This is a genomic window from Nitrospira sp. M1 (assembly GCF_965152605.1).
This window is the reverse complement of sequence record NZ_OZ224217.1, coordinates 1367289-1388073: the sequence shown is the minus strand read 5'-3', so window position 1 is coordinate 1388073 and position 20785 is coordinate 1367289. Positions and strand designations below refer to the sequence as shown.

General features: G+C 48.7%; 20 protein-coding genes. 9 read left to right on the top strand and 11 right to left on the bottom strand.

Annotated elements, in window-relative coordinates:
- Positions 1 to 35 precede the first annotated feature (35 nt).
- Together ACWHX8_RS06645 and ACWHX8_RS06640 are read left to right on the top strand one after the other, a co-directional pair.
- On the top strand, positions 36 to 449 hold the full coding sequence (locus ACWHX8_RS06645) for a hypothetical protein (protein ID WP_447971175.1): 414 nt from the start codon (positions 36 to 38) through the stop codon (positions 447 to 449).
- A 188-nt stretch (positions 450 to 637) separates the two neighbouring features.
- Positions 638 to 865: a hypothetical protein gene (locus tag ACWHX8_RS06640; protein ID WP_447971174.1), complete on the top strand. Its 228-nt coding sequence runs from the start codon at positions 638 to 640 to the stop codon at positions 863 to 865.
- 95 nt (positions 866 to 960) lie between these two features.
- Here the strand turns inward: ACWHX8_RS06640 and ACWHX8_RS06635 are convergent, their stop codons facing one another.
- Entirely contained in the window at positions 961 to 2001 is a 1041-nt protein-coding gene (locus ACWHX8_RS06635; protein WP_447971173.1) for a phytoene/squalene synthase family protein, read from the bottom strand.
- A 12-nt stretch (positions 2002 to 2013) separates the two neighbouring features.
- Positions 2014 to 2397, bottom strand: coding sequence for a cupredoxin domain-containing protein (locus ACWHX8_RS06630; protein WP_447971172.1), 384 nt, complete (start codon positions 2395 to 2397; stop codon positions 2014 to 2016).
- A 290-nt stretch (positions 2398 to 2687) separates the two neighbouring features.
- Here ACWHX8_RS06630 and htpX point away from each other — a divergent pair, with 290 nt between their 5' ends.
- A complete protein-coding gene (htpX, locus tag ACWHX8_RS06625; protein WP_447971171.1) occupies positions 2688 to 3572 on the top strand; it encodes a protease HtpX in 885 nt (294 codons plus the stop codon).
- A 264-nt stretch (positions 3573 to 3836) separates the two neighbouring features.
- Here the strand turns inward: htpX and ACWHX8_RS06620 are convergent, their stop codons facing one another.
- A complete protein-coding gene (locus tag ACWHX8_RS06620; protein ID WP_447971170.1) occupies positions 3837 to 4565 on the bottom strand; it encodes an OmpA family protein in 729 nt (242 codons plus the stop codon).
- A gap of 294 nt (positions 4566 to 4859) precedes the next feature.
- Between ACWHX8_RS06620 and ACWHX8_RS06615 the strand changes: the two genes are divergently transcribed.
- From ACWHX8_RS06615 to ACWHX8_RS06595, 5 genes are all read left to right on the top strand, one after another.
- Positions 4860 to 5822, top strand: coding sequence for an ABC transporter ATP-binding protein (locus ACWHX8_RS06615; protein WP_447971169.1), 963 nt, complete (start codon positions 4860 to 4862; stop codon positions 5820 to 5822).
- Positions 5819 to 6589 (top strand): ABC transporter permease, encoded by a 771-nt coding sequence (locus ACWHX8_RS06610; RefSeq protein WP_447971168.1) that lies wholly within the window; start codon positions 5819 to 5821, stop codon positions 6587 to 6589. The genes ACWHX8_RS06615 and ACWHX8_RS06610 overlap by 4 nt, the downstream gene beginning before the upstream one ends.
- On the top strand, positions 6580 to 8106 hold the full coding sequence (locus tag ACWHX8_RS06605) for a GldG family protein (protein WP_447971167.1): 1527 nt from the start codon (positions 6580 to 6582) through the stop codon (positions 8104 to 8106). The genes ACWHX8_RS06610 and ACWHX8_RS06605 overlap by 10 nt, the downstream gene beginning before the upstream one ends.
- A gap of 184 nt (positions 8107 to 8290) precedes the next feature.
- On the top strand, positions 8291 to 9661 hold the full coding sequence (locus tag ACWHX8_RS06600) for a DUF4340 domain-containing protein (protein ID WP_447971166.1): 1371 nt from the start codon (positions 8291 to 8293) through the stop codon (positions 9659 to 9661).
- Between the two features lie 248 nt (positions 9662 to 9909).
- The gene (locus tag ACWHX8_RS06595) at positions 9910 to 10755 is read left to right on the top strand and encodes a YihY/virulence factor BrkB family protein (RefSeq protein WP_447971165.1); all 846 of its coding nucleotides are present in this window, start codon (positions 9910 to 9912) and stop codon (positions 10753 to 10755) included.
- Positions 10756 to 10936: 181 nt separating this feature from the next.
- Here ACWHX8_RS06595 and ACWHX8_RS06590 read toward each other — a convergent pair whose 3' ends face one another.
- The 4 genes from ACWHX8_RS06590 to ACWHX8_RS06575 all read right to left on the bottom strand — a co-directional run bounded on the left by ACWHX8_RS06590 (position 10937) and on the right by ACWHX8_RS06575 (position 14124).
- Positions 10937 to 11335 carry a PIN domain-containing protein gene (locus ACWHX8_RS06590; protein ID WP_447971164.1) on the bottom strand — a complete coding sequence of 133 codons (399 nt, stop codon included), beginning with the start codon at positions 11333 to 11335 and terminating at the stop codon, positions 10937 to 10939.
- Positions 11332 to 11571, bottom strand: coding sequence for an AbrB/MazE/SpoVT family DNA-binding domain-containing protein (locus tag ACWHX8_RS06585; RefSeq protein ID WP_447971163.1), 240 nt, complete (start codon positions 11569 to 11571; stop codon positions 11332 to 11334). The genes ACWHX8_RS06590 and ACWHX8_RS06585 overlap by 4 nt, the downstream gene beginning before the upstream one ends.
- 513 nt (positions 11572 to 12084) lie before the next feature.
- Positions 12085 to 12987 carry a methylenetetrahydrofolate reductase [NAD(P)H] gene (metF, locus tag ACWHX8_RS06580; protein WP_447971162.1) on the bottom strand — a complete coding sequence of 301 codons (903 nt, stop codon included), beginning with the start codon at positions 12985 to 12987 and terminating at the stop codon, positions 12085 to 12087.
- Positions 12988 to 13050: 63 nt separating this feature from the next.
- A complete protein-coding gene (locus ACWHX8_RS06575) occupies positions 13051 to 14124 on the bottom strand; it encodes a hypothetical protein (protein WP_447971161.1) in 1074 nt (357 codons plus the stop codon).
- Positions 14125 to 14289: 165 nt separating this feature from the next.
- Between ACWHX8_RS06575 and ACWHX8_RS06570 the strand changes: the two genes are divergently transcribed.
- Positions 14290 to 16215: a sodium:solute symporter family protein gene (locus ACWHX8_RS06570; protein WP_447971160.1), complete on the top strand. Its 1926-nt coding sequence runs from the start codon at positions 14290 to 14292 to the stop codon at positions 16213 to 16215.
- A gap of 93 nt (positions 16216 to 16308) precedes the next feature.
- Here the strand turns inward: ACWHX8_RS06570 and ACWHX8_RS06565 are convergent, their stop codons facing one another.
- The 4 genes from ACWHX8_RS06565 to ACWHX8_RS06550 all read right to left on the bottom strand — a co-directional run bounded on the left by ACWHX8_RS06565 (position 16309) and on the right by ACWHX8_RS06550 (position 20435).
- The gene (locus ACWHX8_RS06565; protein ID WP_447971159.1) at positions 16309 to 17076 is read right to left on the bottom strand and encodes a CBS domain-containing protein; all 768 of its coding nucleotides are present in this window, start codon (positions 17074 to 17076) and stop codon (positions 16309 to 16311) included.
- 356 nt (positions 17077 to 17432) lie between these two features.
- Entirely contained in the window at positions 17433 to 18728 is a 1296-nt protein-coding gene (gene mgtE / locus ACWHX8_RS06560) for a magnesium transporter (protein ID WP_447971158.1), read from the bottom strand.
- The gene (locus ACWHX8_RS06555; RefSeq protein ID WP_447971157.1) at positions 18728 to 19600 is read right to left on the bottom strand and encodes a magnesium transporter MgtE N-terminal domain-containing protein; all 873 of its coding nucleotides are present in this window, start codon (positions 19598 to 19600) and stop codon (positions 18728 to 18730) included. Before ACWHX8_RS06555 ends, mgtE begins: the two co-directional genes overlap by 1 nt.
- 7 nt (positions 19601 to 19607) lie before the next feature.
- The gene (locus tag ACWHX8_RS06550) at positions 19608 to 20435 is read right to left on the bottom strand and encodes a mechanosensitive ion channel family protein (RefSeq protein WP_447971156.1); all 828 of its coding nucleotides are present in this window, start codon (positions 20433 to 20435) and stop codon (positions 19608 to 19610) included.
- Positions 20436 to 20785 lie beyond the last annotated feature (350 nt).

Sequence of the window (20785 nt, the reverse complement as noted above, 5' to 3'; positions counted from 1 at the left end):
TCACATGTTACCCAAGCATAAAATGAGAGACCGTTATGTCAATTGAAGCCAAATGGAAAGCCAATCAAGACAGGGCCGCCTTTCTCAAAACATTTCCAGGCCTCCTCTCCTCGTGGGAACAAACCGTTGGCCAGACGGTTGAACATGTGGCTCCGCTTGGGACTGACAACGGGACAGCCATGATTGTCTTTTCTAACACTACATTCGTGGTAGCTCCGCCAGTCACGACTGAACCTCGAGATCTCAAGGCTGGCCTTTCAGCGGGGCGGGCGGCATTAGAACCGAAACACCCTGAAGCCTTTGCTGAATATGACCGTTTATCCATGCTCGATCAAGAGGCTGGCCGGAAGGCCCGGATGGAGAATATCCTTGGAGCCATTACGAATAACCTCGACCAAATGCCTGAATTGAAAGATCACATCCGGACATTAGTGCAAACCTGGGACTAGGAAGTTGTCTGAAGAGAGTGATCATCAGGCATATATGCCTAGAACACGGTCCAACCGAGTCTTTAAGCTTTGCTACGATAATTTCCTTCGAAAGATAAATTTTTGATGCCGACTGTCTTGATTATAGGTGTCCTTTTATGAACATGTTCGAACTGTTTTCCCAGGGCTTATTTGAAGGAGTCACTCCCATGATGGTAACCAGAGATCATCTCGTTCGTCACCCAGACCGTTGTACGCATAATGCCGTGTGCATTCCCGTGTGCCCAACAGGAGCATGGCTTTCAACCCCTCCCTTTAAATTTGATTCATCTCGTTGCATGGAGTCCTGTCGGCTCTGCCTTGATGCCTGCCCATCGCAAGCCATCTATGCCGTCTTCAAAAAGGGTGAAAAAGTCATCCAGCCACCTGCTGAATAGCGTAATTCGTCGCTCGTGTGTCGTATCTCGTAAAAACTAATAAAGACTCCTTACACGAGATACGACACACGATCGACGAGATACGGGGTTTCCCCTCATACTACACGTTTCCGTAGGTAGCCCCAATACGCTGTTCCGACAGCCCCGCATCCACCAGACAATGTGGTCGTCGCCATAATCCGATACACTTCCCCACGGGAAACTTTCACGGAAGTCGCTGGATCCAGAATGTGCGGCGACATGGATAGCTGCTGTAGCGTCCGCAGACCAATCAACAGGGGCCACATACATGCCAGCCGCAATCGGACTTCGAGGCGAGGAATCGCCATGGTATAGCTCCATCCTTGATCTAAATGGTCAAGCGCTCGAGCGATTAATTCTCTGAGAATCGGACGGAAGCGCTGAGCATTTCGTTCATCGAATAAATCTTCCGGCTGAAGATGGGCTTCATCGAGAAGATTTTGAGGAATATAACAACGCCCAAGACGAAGGTCCTGAGCCACATCTTTCAAAATATTGACTAGCTGCAACCCTTTCCCATACCGAATTCCGGTGGGAACCATGACTGACGCATCCCAATGCGACAGACGAGGAAGATGGGCACACATCATCGTTGTCCAAAATTCCCCAACACACCCAGCCACAGCATACGTATAATAATCCAACTCCTTCATCGTCGGCAGTGAGGTCACACGCCCATCCGATTGCTGAGGAAATTGAACAAGGTCAAATTCCATTCCTTCTATTATCGTTGGAAGCAATGCCGCAATGCGTTGTTGATCATCACGAGACAGCGTTTCATAGAGGGTAAAACAGCGAAGCAGCTCTTCAAGTAATACCCGTTCACTTGGATTTCGTTGCAAAGAGATAGCCAAGGCCTGTATCGTTTGCACGTCGGCTTTCTCTACCTCTCCGCGTTGAAACTGTTCTTTGAATTGCCGGAGGCAACGAAGTCGGGTTTCATGATCCAGTTCCCCTGTATCCGCAATGGTATCCGCCGCTCGAGCAAACAAATACGCGAGCCCGACTTGCGCACGAACGGCTTGAGGAAGGACAGCCAATGTGAGGTAAAAGGACCGAGAAACACGTTTGAGAATAGTCTGAAGAAGATAGGTGTCTGTTTGCGGCGAAGTCATGTATAAATAAAATCAGCGAACGGTGAGCATCCCTTCCATCCCCTCTTCGCGATGGTCAGGAAAAAAGAGGAGCTGCTTATCACAGTAAAAGGTATGAATCCCGCTTTGAGTCGGGGTGAAACGAATCGTGGCCTGTTCTCCACTATCAATATTTGCCTCAATCAGGCGAACGCCATCGGGGGAATCCAACAGGAAATTGTGCGGAACGAGAAACGACTCGTTTTTCAGCAGAATTTCGATGGGCTGCCCAACATCACCCACCAGCATGTGCGGAGTAAAGGTATAGCTCTCCATCGTAATGGTCATGAATTGCGTTCCCACCTCAGACTCGACAGATGCTCCTGCCGTTTCAGCCCATGCGACATCTTGACTACACACCAAGCTAGTAAGCGCCATACACGCAACAAACACTATAGAGTGAGGAGTGAGTAATAGGTGAAAATGCACGGAGTGTTCTTTATCAGGAAATTTGGGATATTCAAATTTGAAGAAACACAGTATAATACCTGCAATGGGAACAAGATTCATCTATTTTGTCCGTTCCCCTCTTGACTCGTCAAAAAAAATCATTATCTTTCATATAGATAGAAAGCTTACAACTCAAATTCTGAGTAACGTGTGATAAAATCTAGAATCGGTACACATCAAGACTCATCATCTTGAATTTTATATAAGGGGGAGATTCGATGAAAAATCTGAAAGGGATAGGATTGTTGCTCCTCGCCAACATCCTAATTTTTGTCACACTGTCTATTACCTTCACGGTCTTGTCAGAGTTTATCCTGCCATCCTTCGGGATTGATCTCCGTGGATCGATTGGCCAACAAGATCTACTGTGGGCCTTTGTTTTTGGGTTTGGTGGCGCATTCATCAGTTTAGCTTTCTCGAAACAGATGGCCAAAATGATGATGAACTGCCAGCAAATCACACAACCACGCACACAAGCAGAAGTGCTGGTCTTTGACACCGTTCAAAAAATTTCAGCACGCCTGGATGTCAAGATGCCAGAGGTCTATGTGTACGAGGGAGAAGATCCCAATGCATTTGCCACCGGACCATCGAAAAATAACTCCATGGTGGCTGTCTCAACCGGCTTACTCAACAACCTCAATGAGAATGAGGTCCGAGCTGTTCTCGCACACGAAATGGGACATGTCTATAACGGCGACATGTTTACCACCACCATCCTCGCCGGCCTCATGAACACCTTCGTATACTTCATCAGCCGCTGGGTGTATCGGCATGTCGCGGAACGCAATCCCATGCTCGGCTTTGGCGTCTATATTTTCTTACAGATTGTCTTGTCGTTCCTGGCGATGATTCCGATTAGCTGGTGGTCTCGTCGACGAGAATTCGTCGCCGATCGCTTTGCAGCAAACACCGTCGGCAAAGAACATATGATTTCAGCGTTGCAATCCATTGATCGATGGGTCAAAGGTGTTCAATACCAGTACAGCACGGAAGACGCGCTGGCGACGATGAAAATCTCAGGGCAAACCAAAAGCATGATGCAAATGTTTGCCACTCACCCGCCCATCGAAGCACGAGTGGCCGCACTACAGCGGTTGTAAGTTTTCAATACAAACTACACCATGAAAAAGGGGCTTGCTATTCAGCAAGCCCCTTTTTTGCTTCCCACCAAGAGAAACAGTTGAATCATTTACTGCAAACGTCTGACGTTTAACGACTTGCAAATCTTTTCAATGAGCAACACATGAAACGTCTAAAACGTTCGAAATAGGCAAAGGGCAAGAAAAGGTGAGAAAGTACTCACAAACATAGGGAAGAACAATACAGATGGTGCAGCATGGAGCTGAAAAGGCGATCCGCCTTCTTTATTCCTGAAACACAAAATGACTTCGGCGATTATCCTTCCAACATTTCGCAGAATGTTGGGAGCAAAATGGTTTCGATTTTCCATAGCTCAACACCTGCATGTTTTCAGGCGGCACGCCAAGATCGGCCAAATAGTCTTTCACCGCTTGTGCCCGTCGTACGCCAAGCACTAAATTATACTCCTCGGTTCCGCGCTCATCGCAATGGCCTTGAATGAGGACCTTTTTCTCTGGGTAACGGCCTAAAAGAACTTTCGCGTTCGTTTCTAATGCACTCAGATCATGACCACGTAGGATATACTGGTCATAGTCAAAGAAGATGTCCGATAGTCCATACGGTATGCCTTTCAGGTCATCGGGTTTGGCTAACTCAGAAATTGGTGCGGATTGAGGGAGGCTTGTCAGAGGTTCACGTGAGCCTTCTCCCGATGAGGCAAAAACATCGCTGAGATCGGCTGGGGCGTCTAGGGGAAGAAGCTGGTCTTCGGCCTCTTGCGACTGAACCAGCTCATCCTTTGGCTTTTCAATAGGCAAAATTGGCAACGGAGCCTCAATCGAAGTTTCCTCCAATTGCGCACTCGCCGTGTCGCTAAGGGGCGACACACTATTCACTCTGGTGTGCTGACGAGAACTACACCCCACCACGAGCAACAGCAGACTCAACATGAGTACGCCGAGACGAATAGAAGAGGGAACATCAGATCTCTGTACCGAACAACATGGTGCCATCACACTTTCTCCCTAAACATACAGTCAAGTATCGTCACTCATACATGATAGAAAACGAATTTTGGCCTATTCCATTGGGTGATCGAAGACTTGACACCCAATTTTAAGAATTATCATACTAAGTGGCCTATCCATGTCAACCTTGCAGCCAACAACATTTACATTATGGAAGACTTGACGGTATTTTGAGTAGGCCGGTATGATCCCATTCGTTCCTCCTTCCATATAATACTATACACGAACAGCGTTAGCCCTTACCAAGCATTCACATACCAAGGCCCGTTGTTACCGATTATGATTGAAGTTCAGCACGTCACAAAACGTTATGGCCCGCTCACAGCCGTTCAGGATATTTCGTTTTCCGTTGCCAAAGGGGAAATTGTGGGCTTCCTGGGCCCGAATGGAGCTGGCAAAACGACAACGATGCGCATTTTAACAGGCTATATGCCAGCCACAGACGGCTCTGTCCGTGTTGCAGACTTTGACTGTCATGAATCGCCACTGGAAGTGAAACGAAGAATTGGGTATCTCCCGGAACATCCTCCGCTCTACCTTGAATTAACCGTTCGTGAATATCTCACATTCGTTGGACGTATGAAGGGCGTAGAGATGGGACAGGTCACCAAACGGATGGAGCGGGTCATCGAACAAACCGGCTTAGGAGAGGTGAAACAACGTGTGATTGGCAATTTATCTCGCGGCTTTCGCCAACGCGTCGGCCTGGCACAAGCACTCATTCATGACCCGCCAGTGCTTATCCTCGATGAACCGACGGTCGGGCTTGATCCCAATCAAATCATCGAAATCCGTGAGCTGATAAAAGGCTTAGCTGGATCCCATACGATTATTCTCAGCACACATATTCTTCCAGAAGCCACCGCGCTATGCGAACGTGTGATTATTATTCATCGCGGGCAAATCGTGGCGATCGACACGCAGGAACAATTAGCCACACGGCTCCGCCGCTCGGAGCAACTTCGGGTCACGGTCAAAACAACGCTGCCCGACATGGAAGACCGGCTTCAAACCGTTCCCGGAGTCATTAAGGTTTCCCCAGGCGAATCAGACAAGACCTACTTGATTGAGGCGGAACTTGGACATGACATTCGAGAAGCCGTTACCGAGTTCGTCATGACCCATCAATTAGGTCTTCTTGAATTGGCCGTGGTCTCCATGTCTCTTGAAGATGTGTTCATCCAACTCACAAACCAGGACGCAGCACACGCAAACCCAGGAAACGAGCACGCACGATCATGAGACCTGCCACAACCCTTCTCGCGAAAGAATTGCGCTGCTACTTCGTCTCACCCATCGTGTACGTGATCGCCGCCATGTTTTTAGGGCTGGTGGGGTTGCTGAGTTATTGGGCAGTCGTGAATGCCAGCGGCCAAGCCTTACGGATGATGCAAATTTCTAATACCTATGCCCAAATCAACTTGAATGATTTGGTCTTTCGCCCGATGTTCTTCAGTATGAACCTTGTACTCATGTTTGTCTTGCCCCTCTTGACGATGCGAACTTTTGCCGAAGAACGAAAACTCCGAACCTTTGAATTGCTCTTAACCTCTCCAATCGGCATTAATGAAATTGTCTCAGCCAAATTTTTAAGTGTCGTGGTCATATACGTCATCCTTCTCGTCCTCACTGGATTGATTCCATTGGTGCTCTCAGCCTACGTGAGTTTTAGTTGGGATCCAATCTGGACGGGGTTTCTCGCCCTGCTGCTTCAGGGCGCGTTCATGCTTGCCATTGGAGTGTTGGCTTCAGCTATGACCGAGAATCAAATTATTGCGGCATTCCTGAGCTTTGGAATCATTCTCCTCATTTGGCTACTTGGTCTCTTCGCCACCGTTCTAGGAGACTCAACATTGGGGCATCTCTTTTCGTACCTCTCATTCACCGAACACTATGAACGACTGGTTCGAGGACTCGTGAGTGTCAAAGATATTGTCTATTATCTCTCAGGCATGGCCTTTATGTGGTTTGCCGCCCATCAAGTGATTGACGCACATCGATGGAAATAGGTCGCCTTATTCCCATTCTTGGTGGTACCGGCGTCATGCTTGCCCTTGCAGGCGTGCTTGTCCCACTCCTGATTCCGGAAACCCAATGGCTCACCACGGTCTGTGAAAGTCTTGCATTGTTGTGTTTGTCCATTGTCTGTTTCTACCACATCAAAACGATTAAAAAATTTTCACAGCAACGTTCTACTCGGCTCGGACTGAACAGCATCGTGACGGTAATCCTGGTGGGGGCAATCCTGGTAATTATGAATTTCCTCGCCGCTCGTCATGCCCCGGAATGGGATTTTTCAGAAACTCAGCATTTCACGCTTTCCAGGCAGACCTATCAGATCTTGCGACAGATCGAACAACCCGTATCCATTAAAGTCTTTGCGCGTGAGGGAAGTCCAAACTTTGCCGCCTTTCGCGATTTACTAGGAACCTATACCAAAGAAACAGCACAGGTCACGGTAGAATTTATTGACCCTGAACGACAACCCGACATCGCGAAAACCTATGCCATTACTCAGGTAGACACAGCGGTCGTCGAAAGCTCACTGCAAAAAATTTACCTGACAGAAGCGTCGGAAAATGAAGTCACCAATGCATTGCTTCGCGTCACCCAAACGGCAAAAAAACGCTTGGTGTTTCTCTCAGGCCATGGAGAGAAAGGACTCATCGACCAGCAATCCTCCGGCCTTTCTCGCGCACAAGATGCATTAGAGAAGCAGGGATACCAAATCGATGTGATTCCCCACATGACAAATGAACATATTCAAACAACAACCACGGTCATTATGGCTTCTCCCCAACAGGCATTGACGGAAGAGGAGCAGAACAACCTGCAGCACTATATCGAGCAAGGAGGGCACCTGCTGTTGCTCGTTGACCCGCAAAACCACGATTCTGTCGATACCCTGACACAGCGTTGGGGCGTCACCTTAGGAAAGGGAGTTGTCGTCGATGAAGAGCATCGGCTTGGACGTGGGAGTCCTACGGCATTACAAATTCGTACCTTTACCGGCCACGATATTACCGATGAATTTACCGTGCCGATCCTGCTGCCAGTTTCTCGATACATTGACTTTGACATAGAAACGGGTCAAGACTGGGACTTCGTGTCACTGGCACAAACATCGGAGAACAGTTGGGCAGAAATGAATACTACGAATGCGACACCAGAACTCAATACCGATGAGGATATCAAAGGCCCTCTGACTATCGCTGCGGCCTTAACAGCAAAGACCGAAGGTCAGGACAGCCAGACCCCAGCCAAAATTGTGATCGTTGGGAACTCCGCCTTTGCAACGAATGGATACCTAACGTATCCTGGCAACACCGACTTCTTTTTAAAAACGGTCGCCTGGTTGGCAGATGAGGGACATCTTGTGTCCATCACTCCCAAAGAACCAGCCTTCCGTCCATTTGTTCCCAATCCGTCTCAAGAACAAGCGTTACTCTTTTTTCAAGTCTTGTTTTTGCCATCGTTTACATTATTCCTGGGATTCTCCGTCTGGAAGAAACGCCGTCGGCTGTAACGACACATGCAGCAATCACACGGATAACGCGTCACCGACTCGACTCCCGTTCAACGACGTAAAATGATACTGAGCATCATGGCCAAAGCCATTCATCACTCAACGAATCAGCAAAAACGGTCTTGGCACTATGCAAAGACAGGCAGCGCATCCGTATCACCTCAACACATGGAGAATCAGTAGGATGTCGAGTTCTTATCGATTGACGATCGTACTTGCCGTCATCCTCCTGGGCATCGGGGGATACGTGTACTTTGTCGACGTGCCAGCCTCGGAACAGGCCATTCAGGTAAAACTCGATGAGCGAAAACTCATTCCATTTGATGACCGTCATATCACCCAGCTCACACTCAAGACTGCGAAGGAACACATCATCTTCGACCAAGGTGAACGAGGCCGGTGGCGTATTACCACACCGTTGAATGCTCCTGCTGACGGGCGGGAAGTCAGAAAAATCCTTCGAGCATTAACACTGGGCAAAATTGAACGGGTGATTCAAGAACAGGCGACCGATAATATCGAGCAATATGGGCTTAACCCGCCCCATATGACCGTCACCATCACGAACGGCCAAGACACCTCCACGCTCGACTTAGGGAATCCCGGTCCATTTTCCTCTTCGCTGTATGTGCGCAAAGTCGCAGATAATAGCGTCGTTCTCACCACGCTCGATGTCCTGACATTCGCAAAGAAAAACTTGTACACGTTTCGATTAAAAGACGTGCTCTTTTTTAACCATGCACATATCACACAAGTCGAACTGAAGACTCAGGATCAGACAACCGTGCTCCACCGAGTTCCCGGCATTCATGGTATGAGTCCTAGCTGGCGCTTCCAAGAGCCGATAGAAGGACCAGCCGACAAAACGACCGTTGGCATACTCCTAATGGCCCTGGAAGACCTGCAAGCAGAAAAATTTGTAGATACGAAACAAGAGAAACTCGCCCTCTTGCAAACCTTAGGAAAGCCCGTTGCCACGGCCGTCATGCAAACCGAGAAACGTACGCACCCGGTCTCATTTTATCAGCACGCCGGTCAAACCTACGCGCAGACTTCCCCTGAAAACCCGTTATATCTTGTCCAATCACAAATCGTGAAAGAAGTTTCACAAGGGCTCTTTGGACTACGCGATAAACGGTTATTGGGCATTCCGGTTGATGAGCTGACCATTGTTCGTGTGACAACGCCGGAAGGCACGTATGGACTCATCAATCAAAATAACACATGGTTATGGGAAGAAGACCCGGCAACTCCGCTCAACCAAAAAGATGTGAAACTCTTAGTCAGTCGCCTTGCCGACGTACCTGCGGAACATCGTATCGACGAAGAAGAAGTGGCACTCAGTACATATGGGCTAGACCAGCCCACGGTTACAATTGCAGCGACCGATCAACGTGGAGAAGAACGAGGCCGCCTCCATATCGGAAACTTGGATCATGGCCTCGTCTACGCCACAGGGGCAGGACTTCCCGGTGTTGTCCAGGCTCGCTCTACGATCCTCACACAAATTCCTACCATACAACAACTCATCGAGAACACGCATGATCGCCCGTAACGCCAAACGGCGAGACGAAAAAACATGGAAACAACTACTCCCCATGAAATACTGAAATCGAACGTATGATTTCAAACTGACGAGAAGAGTGCTACCATCAACAGACGGGAAAGGAGACAAACACCTGTCGTGTAGGCTTCTCTGTAGACAAGAAGAAATTAAGAAAGCTTCGAGACTCTGAATGCCGCAGGTTCAACCATGCCCAGCCATGAACGCTTTGTCATGATAGTGCACTCCGTATTCTTCACATGAATATCATCATTCGATTTTGGCATAGTCTGAAACGAGTGGGGACGAAGTTCTTTTCCGATAATGGTCCGTTTCTCGCCTCTGGACTCTCATTTGATCTCATACTTTACTGTCTTCCCCTCCCCGTCCTCTTCGTTTCAGGATTAGGCTATACCCTCATCGGATGGGATCGTGCGTTAGAATGGGCCCAGGACATTATCGAACGGCTACTCCCGGAATTCCAAGAACCTTTTCTCGGGTTGCTGTCCTCACTCATCGATAATCGAGGCATTCTCGGGTTTACAGGGTTCTTTTTATTTTTTCTCTTTAGCAGCGCCGTCTTTTCCTCAGCCCGTCATGTACTCAATAAGGTGTTTCACGTGGAAAAAGGACGTGGATTCCTGAAAGGCAAAGGCAATGACTTTCTCCTTATGTTGGTGCTGTCCTTACTCATCATCATGATTGTGTTGGTCAATTCAGCCTTAAGTTTTCTTCAATCATATGGAGAAAGCCTGCCTGCAATCGAAGGGCTCTTAAACCCACTCTGGTTTGTCATTGGAAAAGTCTTTGGCTTTACCTGTCTGGGGGCCCTCTTCTATCTCTTTTATGGCTTTTCAACGCCTACCCGACTAAGTCAAACCTCCCTACTCGTGGGCTCGCTCACGGCTGCCGGGCTCTTTGAAGCTTCGAAGTGGGTCTTCTCGTGGTATGTCCATCTTGCACAGATACTGACCGCCTTTTACGGCGTGCTCAGTGGATTCATCTTCTTTTTTCTGTGGGTGTACTATGCCTCAGTGGTGTTCATCCTGGGAGCCGAAGTTGGGTGGGAGCATGAGAGAAGGAAGAACAATGTAGAAGAGCGGTAGTGTCGAACTCGACTCTGGCGCCGCACTCGCAACAGTTCGTGGGAGTGTTAGTTGCAGTGCCGGTGATGTTATCAGTATTAGGGCTAAACAAAAAACCGTTATTCCAGCTTCAGCCAAGCTCTAACTTTTCCAACACCAAAATTTTTCATTTAGTTCCACAGACGATTCCGTCTGAGCATTTCTATTTCAATAACGTAAATTCTGAAGATTTTCCTGCTGCACGATCGAATGTGACTGTCGTCAAACAACCATGAGCTTCATTAATTCGACTTAACAGGTAGTCTGCAAAATCTGCCGACCCCTTTCGATAATCTTCCAAAGCTTTCCACACAACATGTGAAGACTCAACTCGCAACTCAGCCACACGCAATAGCTGTTCAAGGGTTTTGATGAGGTTTTCCTTGGACTGATCATAGCAGCCGTCTAAAACCCATACCGTTTCACACAAAACTAAATGATTAAGAAATCCAGGGTTCTCCCGAGTACACTCCTTCTCAATAAGGTGAGTGGCTGCTTTAGCCTGGGGTGGGTCATCTTGCACTAAATAGCGCACAAGAACATTGGTATCGATTCCCGTCACCGACGTCTGCCTCGACGACGAATAGCCGCTCGCATAGCTTCAAGCGTCACAGGTTTCTTGGGTTTGGGAATCATGCCTTTCAAGGTCTTGACATCGGAGGTCACCGGCCACACCGTAATACGTCCGTCAGATCCAACGAGAAACTCTACTCGGTCCCCCGGATCAAGTTTCAGTTGCTGCCGAATTTCCTTTGGCAACGTGATTTGCCCTTTGCTGGTCAGGGTTGCAATAGCCATACTACTCTCCTTACTTTACCATATTATCCTTACATGAAGTAAGGAGAAAATCAAGTCTCGACAGCTTTGCTCACATACCTTATGAGGATCTGCTTTATGGCTCACCATTTCTACAATGAAAATTATATGTCTGAACTGTCCGCTTGACGGGGAAGCTTACACACGCGCACATGATGGGCAATCTAGTTGGAAAATTCATGACTTTCCCAACATTTTGATTACAGGTGTTCGGCTAGGACACGGTACGGGTAAGTCGACGAGCACATGGTGGGCAACCTAGGTGGAAAATTCATGGCCTTACCAACGTCTTTATTACAGGTGTCCTAGAACACGGTTTGGGTAAGTCGACGAGCACATGGTGGGCAACCTAGGTGGAAAATTCATGCCCTTATGAACACCTTTATTACAGGTGTCCGGCTAGGACACGGTACGGCCGAATCAACTTTGCACATGGTGGAACAACTTGATTGAGAAGCTTCAGGTTCCTTACCGTGTATATTTATTACACGTGTCCTAGTAAGGAAAATGCTGTTGGAAGCAGTCGGAGCTTCGTATGCCTAAGGACTGGTAAATTCGTAAGGTCGCTTTGGATTTGTTCAAGGTGTAGAAGTGAATGCCTCTGACTTTATTGTCGATCAAATCATGGACCTGCTCGGTGGCCCAATGAATTCCAACATGTTCCGCCTGTTCATCCGTTTCTGCTCGCTCCATAGCCCGAAGTAATTTGGCTGGAAATCTGGCACCTAAGGCGAGTTCGGCCATGCGGCGCATCCCTTTTCGTGAAGTAATCGGCATGATCCCTGCGATAATCGGCACTTTAATTCCCGCCATTTCACACCGTTCGCAATAATCGTAAAAATCACGATTATCAAAAAACAGTTGCGTGCAGATGTAGTCGGCGCCGGCATCAATTTTTTTCTTTAAATGGTCAATCTCAGCCAATCGGTTTGGCGTTCCCGGATGACCTTCCGGAAAACCCGCGACGCCCACACCCATCTGAGGAAATTTCGCTTTGATGTACAAGACCAAATCGGAGGCGTAGGCAAACCCATCAGGAGGCGGCGCGGCATGAACTTCTCCCTTGGGAGGATCCCCTCGCAATGCCATGATATTGTCAATTCCATGCGAGTCGTACTTGGATAAAATTTGCTTAATTTCATCTTGGCTCGATCCCACACAAGTTAAATGGGAAACAATTGTCAGGTCCGTTTCTTTTCGAAGCTTGACGACCAAATCATGCGTACGCCCTCGAGTCGTTCCCCCTGCTCCATACGTCACACTGACATACGCCGGCTGCAACGGCATCAACATGGAAATCGTTTTAAAGAGTTCGTCTGATGCGGCTTCGGTTTTTGGGGGAAAGAATTCAAAACTGATCGCGGGGTTATGCTGAGCGAACACATCTGAAATATGCATGAAAACTCATCCTTACGATAATGCGGAGGGCGTGCCTTATAACTCGGCACGATACCGAGAATATTAAGATATCAGTGTACGACTGTGAGATAATGTGACATATCGACCACCAAGATACAACCCCACACCCATTATCCCCATGACACTGCTCACCACGAGCCACGAGAGCTCACCAAGATGTGTTGGCTCTCCATTCAACGTCATCCATATTTTTCTAACTTCTTCTCGAATGAGAACCATGCACACCATCGTCACAATCAAGCTGCCTACACCACCCCACACTAATCCGCGCTTTTGCGGAATCATGAGCGACGAATTGAGTAACACCAATGACAGTAAGGTCAGGGTCAAACTGACAAAAAAGATTAAAGAGACCACACTTGTTCCATCGACCAAATGAAACCGTACATCAGACGGCAATGCTAAGAGGAACCATGGCCCCACGACCACTTGAGGGACCGTGCCCCCAAGCACCCAACCCACGCCATACCTGACCAACCTCGTATCATAAGGAGCCGGGTCAACCTGATAATCTTCTCGACATTGTGGGCGAAGACTTCCATAGATTGTGAGCGCCATTCCGGTTATGGCAATCCCGCTGAACATTGAATGGAAAAACCGTGGCCAGATCGTAGCCCCACGTCCAACACGCGCCTGATCAGTGAACAGAGTCTCTGCGCTGCGAAGAAAATCGAACATGCCAATATGCGAAGAGACAAACAACCCCGTAATGCCCACCATACACAAAATGACAAGACTCCCAAGTGCCCACTGATTCCCTGAATCCCCTTGATAATTGCGTGACACACTCATAACCCCCCAGAACCCAACAAGCAGAAGAATCACCAAGACAATCCACCCGACGGTCACTGACCCGAGCAACGGTGACAGCGTCCAATCATACTGAAGCCAAACACTTCCCCACAGGACAATACCAAACGCTACAGCAAGACCGAATATCTTTGGAGCTAATTGACACATGCCCTTCGCCAGCGCCACGTAATAGCGTGCGCCATTTCCTGACGTCCCACGATAGTACGTCATCATCAAAATGGGAATTCCACCGATCACAAGATTCTTGAGCACACTATGAATCAAAAAACTTACGACTAATACTATTTGAATAAGTGTATCCACGTGTAATTGAGACTTCCGTTTCCTAAAAATTGAACTCTAGAGATTTGCGCCACAGGATGTTTTCTCATACCATTCCTCCAAAGTGCAAATTATGATGACTCGCGTGAGAATAACCTCAAAAACCCTCGACACACAGTGTGAAACGGCCTCATTGCGCTTGCTGCCATGAATGTACTTGATGCCAGCATTCTTCTCGTGTTTATTGCCTACGCTCTGGTGAACGGGCTTCGATCCCGCGCCATTGCATCGAAAAATCTTGAAGAATACTTTCTTGCAGGACGCACCTTACAGGGATGGCAGGCCGGCATGAGCATGGCTGCCACACAATTTGCCGCAGACACACCATTGTTGGTAACTGGCCTCATCGCCACCGCCGGAATCTTTTCTCTCTGGAGAATCTGGATCTATGCATTGGCGTTTTTGCTATTGGGGTTTCTCCTTGCACCAAGTTGGCGTCGAGTCGGAGTCTTGACCGACGCGGAACTGACTGAAATTCGCTATGGCAGCCAAGCCGCTCCGATCCTTCGAGGCATCAAAGCGATCTATTTCGGCACCGTTATTAATTGTACGGTCCTTGCCATGGTTCTCCTGGCTGCGACAAGGCTGGCCGAACCGTTTCTCCATTGGAATGAGTGGCTCCCACACGTTCTCTATCATCCACTCCTAGACTTGGTTCAATGGATTGGCGTGCCGTTTACCATTGCGGCATCCCAATCGGGTAACCTCTGGATTCTCTCCACAAATAATCTTCTGTCGATTGGGATCGTCATCCTCGTCACACTTCTCTATTCCACGACAGGTGGCCTGCGAAGTGTCGTAGCCACCGATGTCGTGCAATTCATCGTTGCCATCCTCGCCAGCGTCATCTTCGCAGGATATGTGCTTGACCATGTTGGAGGACTCCATTCGCTCCACGAACAACTCATGACTATGTACACCCCCATCGGGCCAAGCGATTTGACGTTCACGCAACTCGTCGCCTTCACACCGATGGAAGCCAAGGACATATCCGTTGCGATCTTGCTCGTCTATGGATTGCAGTGGCTCTTTCAAATGAATGCCGATGGGTCCGGCTATTTGGCACAACGATCCATGGCATGCAGGAGTGACCATGATGCAAAACGCGCCGCCGTAATCTTTACCATTTCGCAAGTAGTAGTCCGAAGCCTGATTTGGATTCCATTAGGCTTGGGACTCCTCTTACTCTTTCCTCCAGCACCAGGAATCATCGACGCCAACTATACAGCGGAAAGAGAATTCACATATGTACAAGGTATTGCAGAATTATTGCCACATGGCCTGCGTGGACTCATGCTGGTCGGTATGCTCGCCGCCCTCGCGTCCACCATTGACACACATTTGAATTGGGGATCGTCATATTGGACCAATGACATTTACAAACGGTTTCTCTGTCCATTGTGGTTCAAGCAAACCCCTTCCGACCGTTCTCTCGTCTGGGTTGCCCGCGCAGCCAATCTTCTCATACTCACAATTGCGCTGTTGATCGTTCCAACCCTCACGTCAATTCAGACAGCTTGGCAGATGAGTCTCCTTTTAGGAGCTGGTATCGGAACAACCTTAATTCTTCGTTGGATTTGGTGGCGCATGAATGCATGGGGAGAACTTGCCAGCATTGCCACCTCTATGGGACTTGCTCCGCTGTTGCTCTGGAATAGAGGTGATACCGACGAAGCCCAACGCATCATAATTATGGCACTCGGAGCAACCCTTGTGAGTGTTTTCACCGCACTGCTCACGCCACCAGAAAGTCAGGCTCACTTACAGGAATTTTATCGTAGAGCTCGCCCCCCAGGTTTTTGGGGGCCGATTGTCGAGAAATGCGGAATCTCACCACAGGAAACGCAAACACGACTCTGGAAAGCCCTTTTGACAACAGCTCTTTCTGCCTTCTCCATATTTTGCATGCTGACAGGCGTGGGATCGTTTCTCGCTCACAGCCCAAGTCCTTCGTGGTTTCCTTGGGAGACAGGATGGAGAGCCTGTCTCTTGATGACAGGAATTGGGCTTATACCCGTCTGGTGGCGACTCGCATTTGGAAAACCGCACGCCGCCTACGAAGGCATGGAATAATGCCGTTTGATTCAACGCAAAGTTAAAAGTCTAAAATGTAAAGTAGGAAACTTTACGTGTTGTCGATGAATTTTAGACTTTTAACCTTCAGGCTCAACTCACTCCGGAATAGTACCGCAAGACATCAGAGACCGACACAACACCAATAATTCGATCATTCTCGGTTACGGCCAAATGACGCGTGGCCTTCTCTTTCATTATCCGAACAGCTTCCACGATCGCATCACTGCTCTCAATTGTAATAACCGGCTCGCGCATACAGGTTTTGACCGTTGTCGTGGTGGCATCCACGCCTCCGGCAACAACCTCTTGCGTGAGTTCAGTCTCAGTAATGTATCCAACAAATTCATCGCCACCCTGAACAAGCAATGATCCAATTTTCAAGTCAGTAAACGATTGACCCGCCTCTTTCAGCGTGGCCTCCATGGGAATGGCCCGAATCGATTTTGACATATATTCTGCGACGCGAGGACCAGTCGCACGTTTTTTTCGAGCCCCTTGCGTGGCTGCAGCTCGACGAGCCTCCAAATCCGCCACGCAACTTTCTATGATTCGTAACCGCTGTCGAATATTTTCTCGCTCTGACTCATGCGTCATCCCTTCTGGCGCTTCATCAGGCCAATTCATCAAACCAGCCGCCTCTCCCACAGTGGCATACTCATACCCTTCGATCATTGGAGAGGAACTTCCTAAAATATCACTAATGAGGTCGACGGTCTGCGCATCAAACTCTAATAATTCCTCGGAAGATGGTTCAGTTCGCAAATAACCTTTCAGGGCAGTCAATTGGGCCCGTAAACGCTCGATATCACGATCAAAAGGAACTCGGGTTTCCGCTCGATTCACGACCGACTTTTCCATAAGGCCTCCTGTGGTGATAATGATGAAGGCCAAGATAGTATCGCACCGTGTAAGCCACAGGCAACAGCTTATAGTCCAGAATGTTTTCCCCAACAGTTCGATGGCAACTCCACAGACGTACCAGAAAGGGCTGAGAACACGAAATCCTTAAATTCTAATGGAAAATGAATGTTAACTTTTCGCGTAAAACGGCTTTATAGCCGTTCCAATACACTTCCGTCTGTACGACGTGTGTTTTTGCGCTGTATATATGATGTAAATTCGGCTGGAAGTTATTTGGTCTTGCTATAGATCAGAGGGCAGACAACCCCTACGAAGTGGAAATGGGATTGCTGCATTGGATTGATGCGGGGAACTTAAAACTCGAAGAATGTGGAAAAAACAGTCGCGAGGCCAAGAAAACTAAAAAACCCCACGATGTCCGTAATGGTCGTGAGAACAATAGAAGACGATTGTGCGGGATCCTGCTTAAATGCTTTTAACGTCAGAGGAATAATCGCGCCGGACAAACCGGCAATCACCATGGAGACGATCATCGACACACCAATAACAAGGGTAAGACCAACCGAGCGACTCCAGAGTGCAACCGCCACACACGCCGTCAATGCAATTGCCACACTGTTGAGAAATGAGACATACACTTCCTTTCCGCTAACGGTTAGCCATTGCGACGGTCGGATATCACGTAATGCTAAACCACGCATCACGACAGCCAACGATTGCGCTCCGGTATTTCCCGACTGCCCAGCCACAACGGGTAAGAGCACGGCCAGTGCCGTCACTTTGGCGATGGTCTCTTCGAACATTCCAACCACAAACGCTGCTAGAAATGCCGTAAATAAATTGATCTGGAGCCATGGCAATCGTTTTCGCACGGAAAACCATGCCGGGGAAAGCGCGCGTTCATCTTTACTCGCCCCCACCATAGTCTGTAAATCAGCCGTGGCATCTTCCTGACTAGCCTTGACGATGTCTTCATTTCGAATCACGCCTAACAACGCACCATCAAGATCAACGACTGGAATCGTAAACAGGTGCCGCTCACTAAACAGTTCAACAATTTGCTCACGGCTTTCAAGCGGATGGATCGCAGGCAAATCCCGATGCATCACTGATTGCAGACGTTCGTCGGGAGATACCAACAGAAGATCGCGCAGTGACAATTTCCCGACAAGCGTGCGACTCCGGTCAATGATATACAAATCATGCAGGTCTTTTGAAGCTTTTCTACGAATTTGGACAATAGCGTCTTCCACCGTGAAATCTTCTGGCAGGACAAACGCCGAAGTATCCATCAAGCTCCCAACACTCTCAGAAGGATATTCCATATGCGCACGGATTTCATTGGCCGTTTTTGACGCAATGCGACTGAGAAGAGCGATTTGCAAGTCTTCATCCACACGATGCAGCAAGGAAGCAGCAATCGCCGGGGATAACTCAGATAAGGTTTTCGACAGAAGATCACTCGGCATGGCGGACAAAATTTCTGCGGCGAGCGGCGGGCTTAAGCATGAAAGAAGATTGGCGGAATTCTTTCCACTCGTTGCTTGCAACAAGCGGAGAATATCGGGAACCTCAAAGGTTTCGAGTATTTGCGCAGCTTCTTCGTGATGGTCCGTAAAAAACGCTTCATGAATGACTTGATGTGACATCAACGCCGATCCTTTGGATACGTGGCTGATGCATGTGTCTTTTCCTCGTTGGGTGGGCCCATCGTTTTGACCATATCCGTCATTATGCCAATCCCAGCTAACGAATAGACTTCCCACAATTGGATCAAGGCCTGGCTAAGCGGACCAGGGTCAGGGTTATACACGTGTTCCTGCTCAATACCTCGAAGCGTACGATAGCGCAGAGCGCCTAAGAACGTTCCCCATCGATCGACGACCGGCAACGTATGAAATCGTTCCCACTGTGGATGCTGTAGAATTTCATCAATACTCGCTTCCGCAGAGAGCGTCACCACTTTAGTGGTCATCATCGAGGCAATTAAATGATCGGACTCGTTCGCCAGTAACTGTTTAAGCGTCACCAGCCCTTCGAGCTTCGTATCACGATCAATCACGTAGACATAATAGGTTGCATGCCGTACATCTTGTTTCGTGCGCACCAACGCCTCATCGACCGTGACATCCGGTGGTAACGTAAATACTCGAGGATCCGCCAAATTGGCAGCCGTATGTGGCGGGTAACGCATCGCTCGACGCAGACTTGCACCAATAGCTTTTTCCAACCGATCTAACAAGTCAAGACGGAGGGAATCGTCAAATTGACGAAGTACGCCAATGGCTGAAGAAGTAGAGAGTTCCGTAATAACATGACACGTCATTCGTAAGGTGAGATTCGCTAACACTTTTGACGCTGGACCCGGCAAGCAATGTTCTAAGACAGACGCCACATCCTCCGCTGGCAACGGCGCCAGAAGTGCCGCCGACTCATCGGATTTCATCGCTTCTAACCGACGTGCAGCTTCAAGCGGATGAGATCGAACATACCCTAAGGTCAAACGATCTTCAGGCTCCATAGTCGACTTACCCTTCCGGCCTCGAAATGATAGCCGTCGTTTCATTGAACTGAGAGGCAGGAATCACAACTCGGCCATCTTCAGTTTCCAATACGACAGAGACCGGCGTCATTGCGACTACCGTACCGTAAATCGCTCCCATACGGACATGAAGCCCGACGCGCACCACCGACTGGAGGTAATGAGCGGCAATCAAATTGGAGACGGCAGCTCGAGACCCCAGACCAAACGACAACGCGGCACCGGCAATCAACCCGGCGACGATCAACGTAATCGTATTGTTGAGTAAGCTCGTATCAATTCCCAATTCACTAATCGCTGTCACCACCACGAGAAGAATGCCGGCGACATAAAATGCCTGCGCCACAATCGCCCCTTGCACAATGCCAGCGGAACTACAGGCAAGGAGGATCAACTCACGAACAAAGTTGGTGGCCATCAATCCCAGCACCAAAATCAGAATGGCAATCCCAACCTTTGGAATGTAGTAGGCCAAACTGGTTAACGCTTCGGACACGATGCCCAACCCAACAGTCTTAGACGCGGAGATCAAAAATAACAGGAAAATTAGCCAGAACCCCGTAATACCCAAGAGCTCGGACATGTGTTTTTTCGTCCCTGAACGTTCCAACATGGTTTGAATCGTCGTCCGCCCCAGGAGCCGATCAAGACCCAAAAATTGAAACAATCGTGTGGCAACGGATCCCACGAACTTGGCTAACAGAAAGCCAAGCACCAACAGCAAGATGGCTTCTAAAATAGTGGGGAGAAAAGACAGAACATCCGAGACACTGGTCGCAAAGGATTGTGTGATACGTTCGGCCCAATCAGTCATGCTTGCCCTTGAAAATCTCAAGAATGTGAACATACGTTATCGTGAACGTGAAAAACGCTGTAGGGTCAAGCAAAAACGATTGCATATCGACCCTCCAAATCCAGGGAGAAACCCCTACCATCTTGGCATGCCCTCCATAAGAGTCGCAAGCAACGGCATCGACAAGCTCAGCAATAGCACAGCACTATCCATTCATACGCAAGATCGACACAACGTCACGACTCAAGGGTACCTCTAAAAACCAGGATTTTTTCGTGAGGGCAAGGAAGCGGCGCGCGCAAAACCGCAGTGTATAGAGGTATACATGAGGATTTGAGCACGCGGCTGACGCCGCCATCGCGGAAAGGGAC

What these genes read in the sequence shown, in the direction of transcription:
- ACWHX8_RS06630 (WP_447971172.1), bottom strand. Translation starts at nt 2,397, where the DNA reads ATGGCGCTTACTAGCTTGGTGTGTAGTCAAGATGTCGCATGGGCTGAA.
- ACWHX8_RS06620 (WP_447971170.1), bottom strand. Translation starts at nt 4,565, where the DNA reads ATGGCACCATGTTGTTCGGTACAGAGATCTGATGTTCCCTCTTCTATT.
- ACWHX8_RS06585 (WP_447971163.1), bottom strand. Translation starts at nt 11,571, where the DNA reads ATGGCTATTGCAACCCTGACCAGCAAAGGGCAAATCACGTTGCCAAAG.
- htpX (WP_447971171.1), top strand. Translation starts at nt 2,688, where the DNA reads ATGAAAAATCTGAAAGGGATAGGATTGTTGCTCCTCGCCAACATCCTA.
- ACWHX8_RS06635 (WP_447971173.1), bottom strand. Translation starts at nt 2,001, where the DNA reads ATGACTTCGCCGCAAACAGACACCTATCTTCTTCAGACTATTCTCAAA.
- ACWHX8_RS06550 (WP_447971156.1), bottom strand. Translation starts at nt 20,435, where the DNA reads ATGACTGATTGGGCCGAACGTATCACACAATCCTTTGCGACCAGTGTC.
- mgtE (WP_447971158.1), bottom strand. Translation starts at nt 18,728, where the DNA reads ATGTCACATCAAGTCATTCATGAAGCGTTTTTTACGGACCATCACGAA.
- ACWHX8_RS06555 (WP_447971157.1), bottom strand. Translation starts at nt 19,600, where the DNA reads ATGGAGCCTGAAGATCGTTTGACCTTAGGGTATGTTCGATCTCATCCG.
- ACWHX8_RS06645 (WP_447971175.1), top strand. Translation starts at nt 36, where the DNA reads ATGTCAATTGAAGCCAAATGGAAAGCCAATCAAGACAGGGCCGCCTTT.
- ACWHX8_RS06570 (WP_447971160.1), top strand. Translation starts at nt 14,290, where the DNA reads ATGAATGTACTTGATGCCAGCATTCTTCTCGTGTTTATTGCCTACGCT.
- ACWHX8_RS06600 (WP_447971166.1), top strand. Translation starts at nt 8,291, where the DNA reads ATGTCGAGTTCTTATCGATTGACGATCGTACTTGCCGTCATCCTCCTG.
- ACWHX8_RS06565 (WP_447971159.1), bottom strand. Translation starts at nt 17,076, where the DNA reads ATGGAAAAGTCGGTCGTGAATCGAGCGGAAACCCGAGTTCCTTTTGAT.
- ACWHX8_RS06595 (WP_447971165.1), top strand. Translation starts at nt 9,910, where the DNA reads ATGAATATCATCATTCGATTTTGGCATAGTCTGAAACGAGTGGGGACG.
- metF (WP_447971162.1), bottom strand. Translation starts at nt 12,987, where the DNA reads ATGCATATTTCAGATGTGTTCGCTCAGCATAACCCCGCGATCAGTTTT.
- ACWHX8_RS06615 (WP_447971169.1), top strand. Translation starts at nt 4,860, where the DNA reads ATGATTGAAGTTCAGCACGTCACAAAACGTTATGGCCCGCTCACAGCC.
- ACWHX8_RS06605 (WP_447971167.1), top strand. Translation starts at nt 6,580, where the DNA reads ATGGAAATAGGTCGCCTTATTCCCATTCTTGGTGGTACCGGCGTCATG.
- ACWHX8_RS06610 (WP_447971168.1), top strand. Translation starts at nt 5,819, where the DNA reads ATGAGACCTGCCACAACCCTTCTCGCGAAAGAATTGCGCTGCTACTTC.
- ACWHX8_RS06640 (WP_447971174.1), top strand. Translation starts at nt 638, where the DNA reads ATGATGGTAACCAGAGATCATCTCGTTCGTCACCCAGACCGTTGTACG.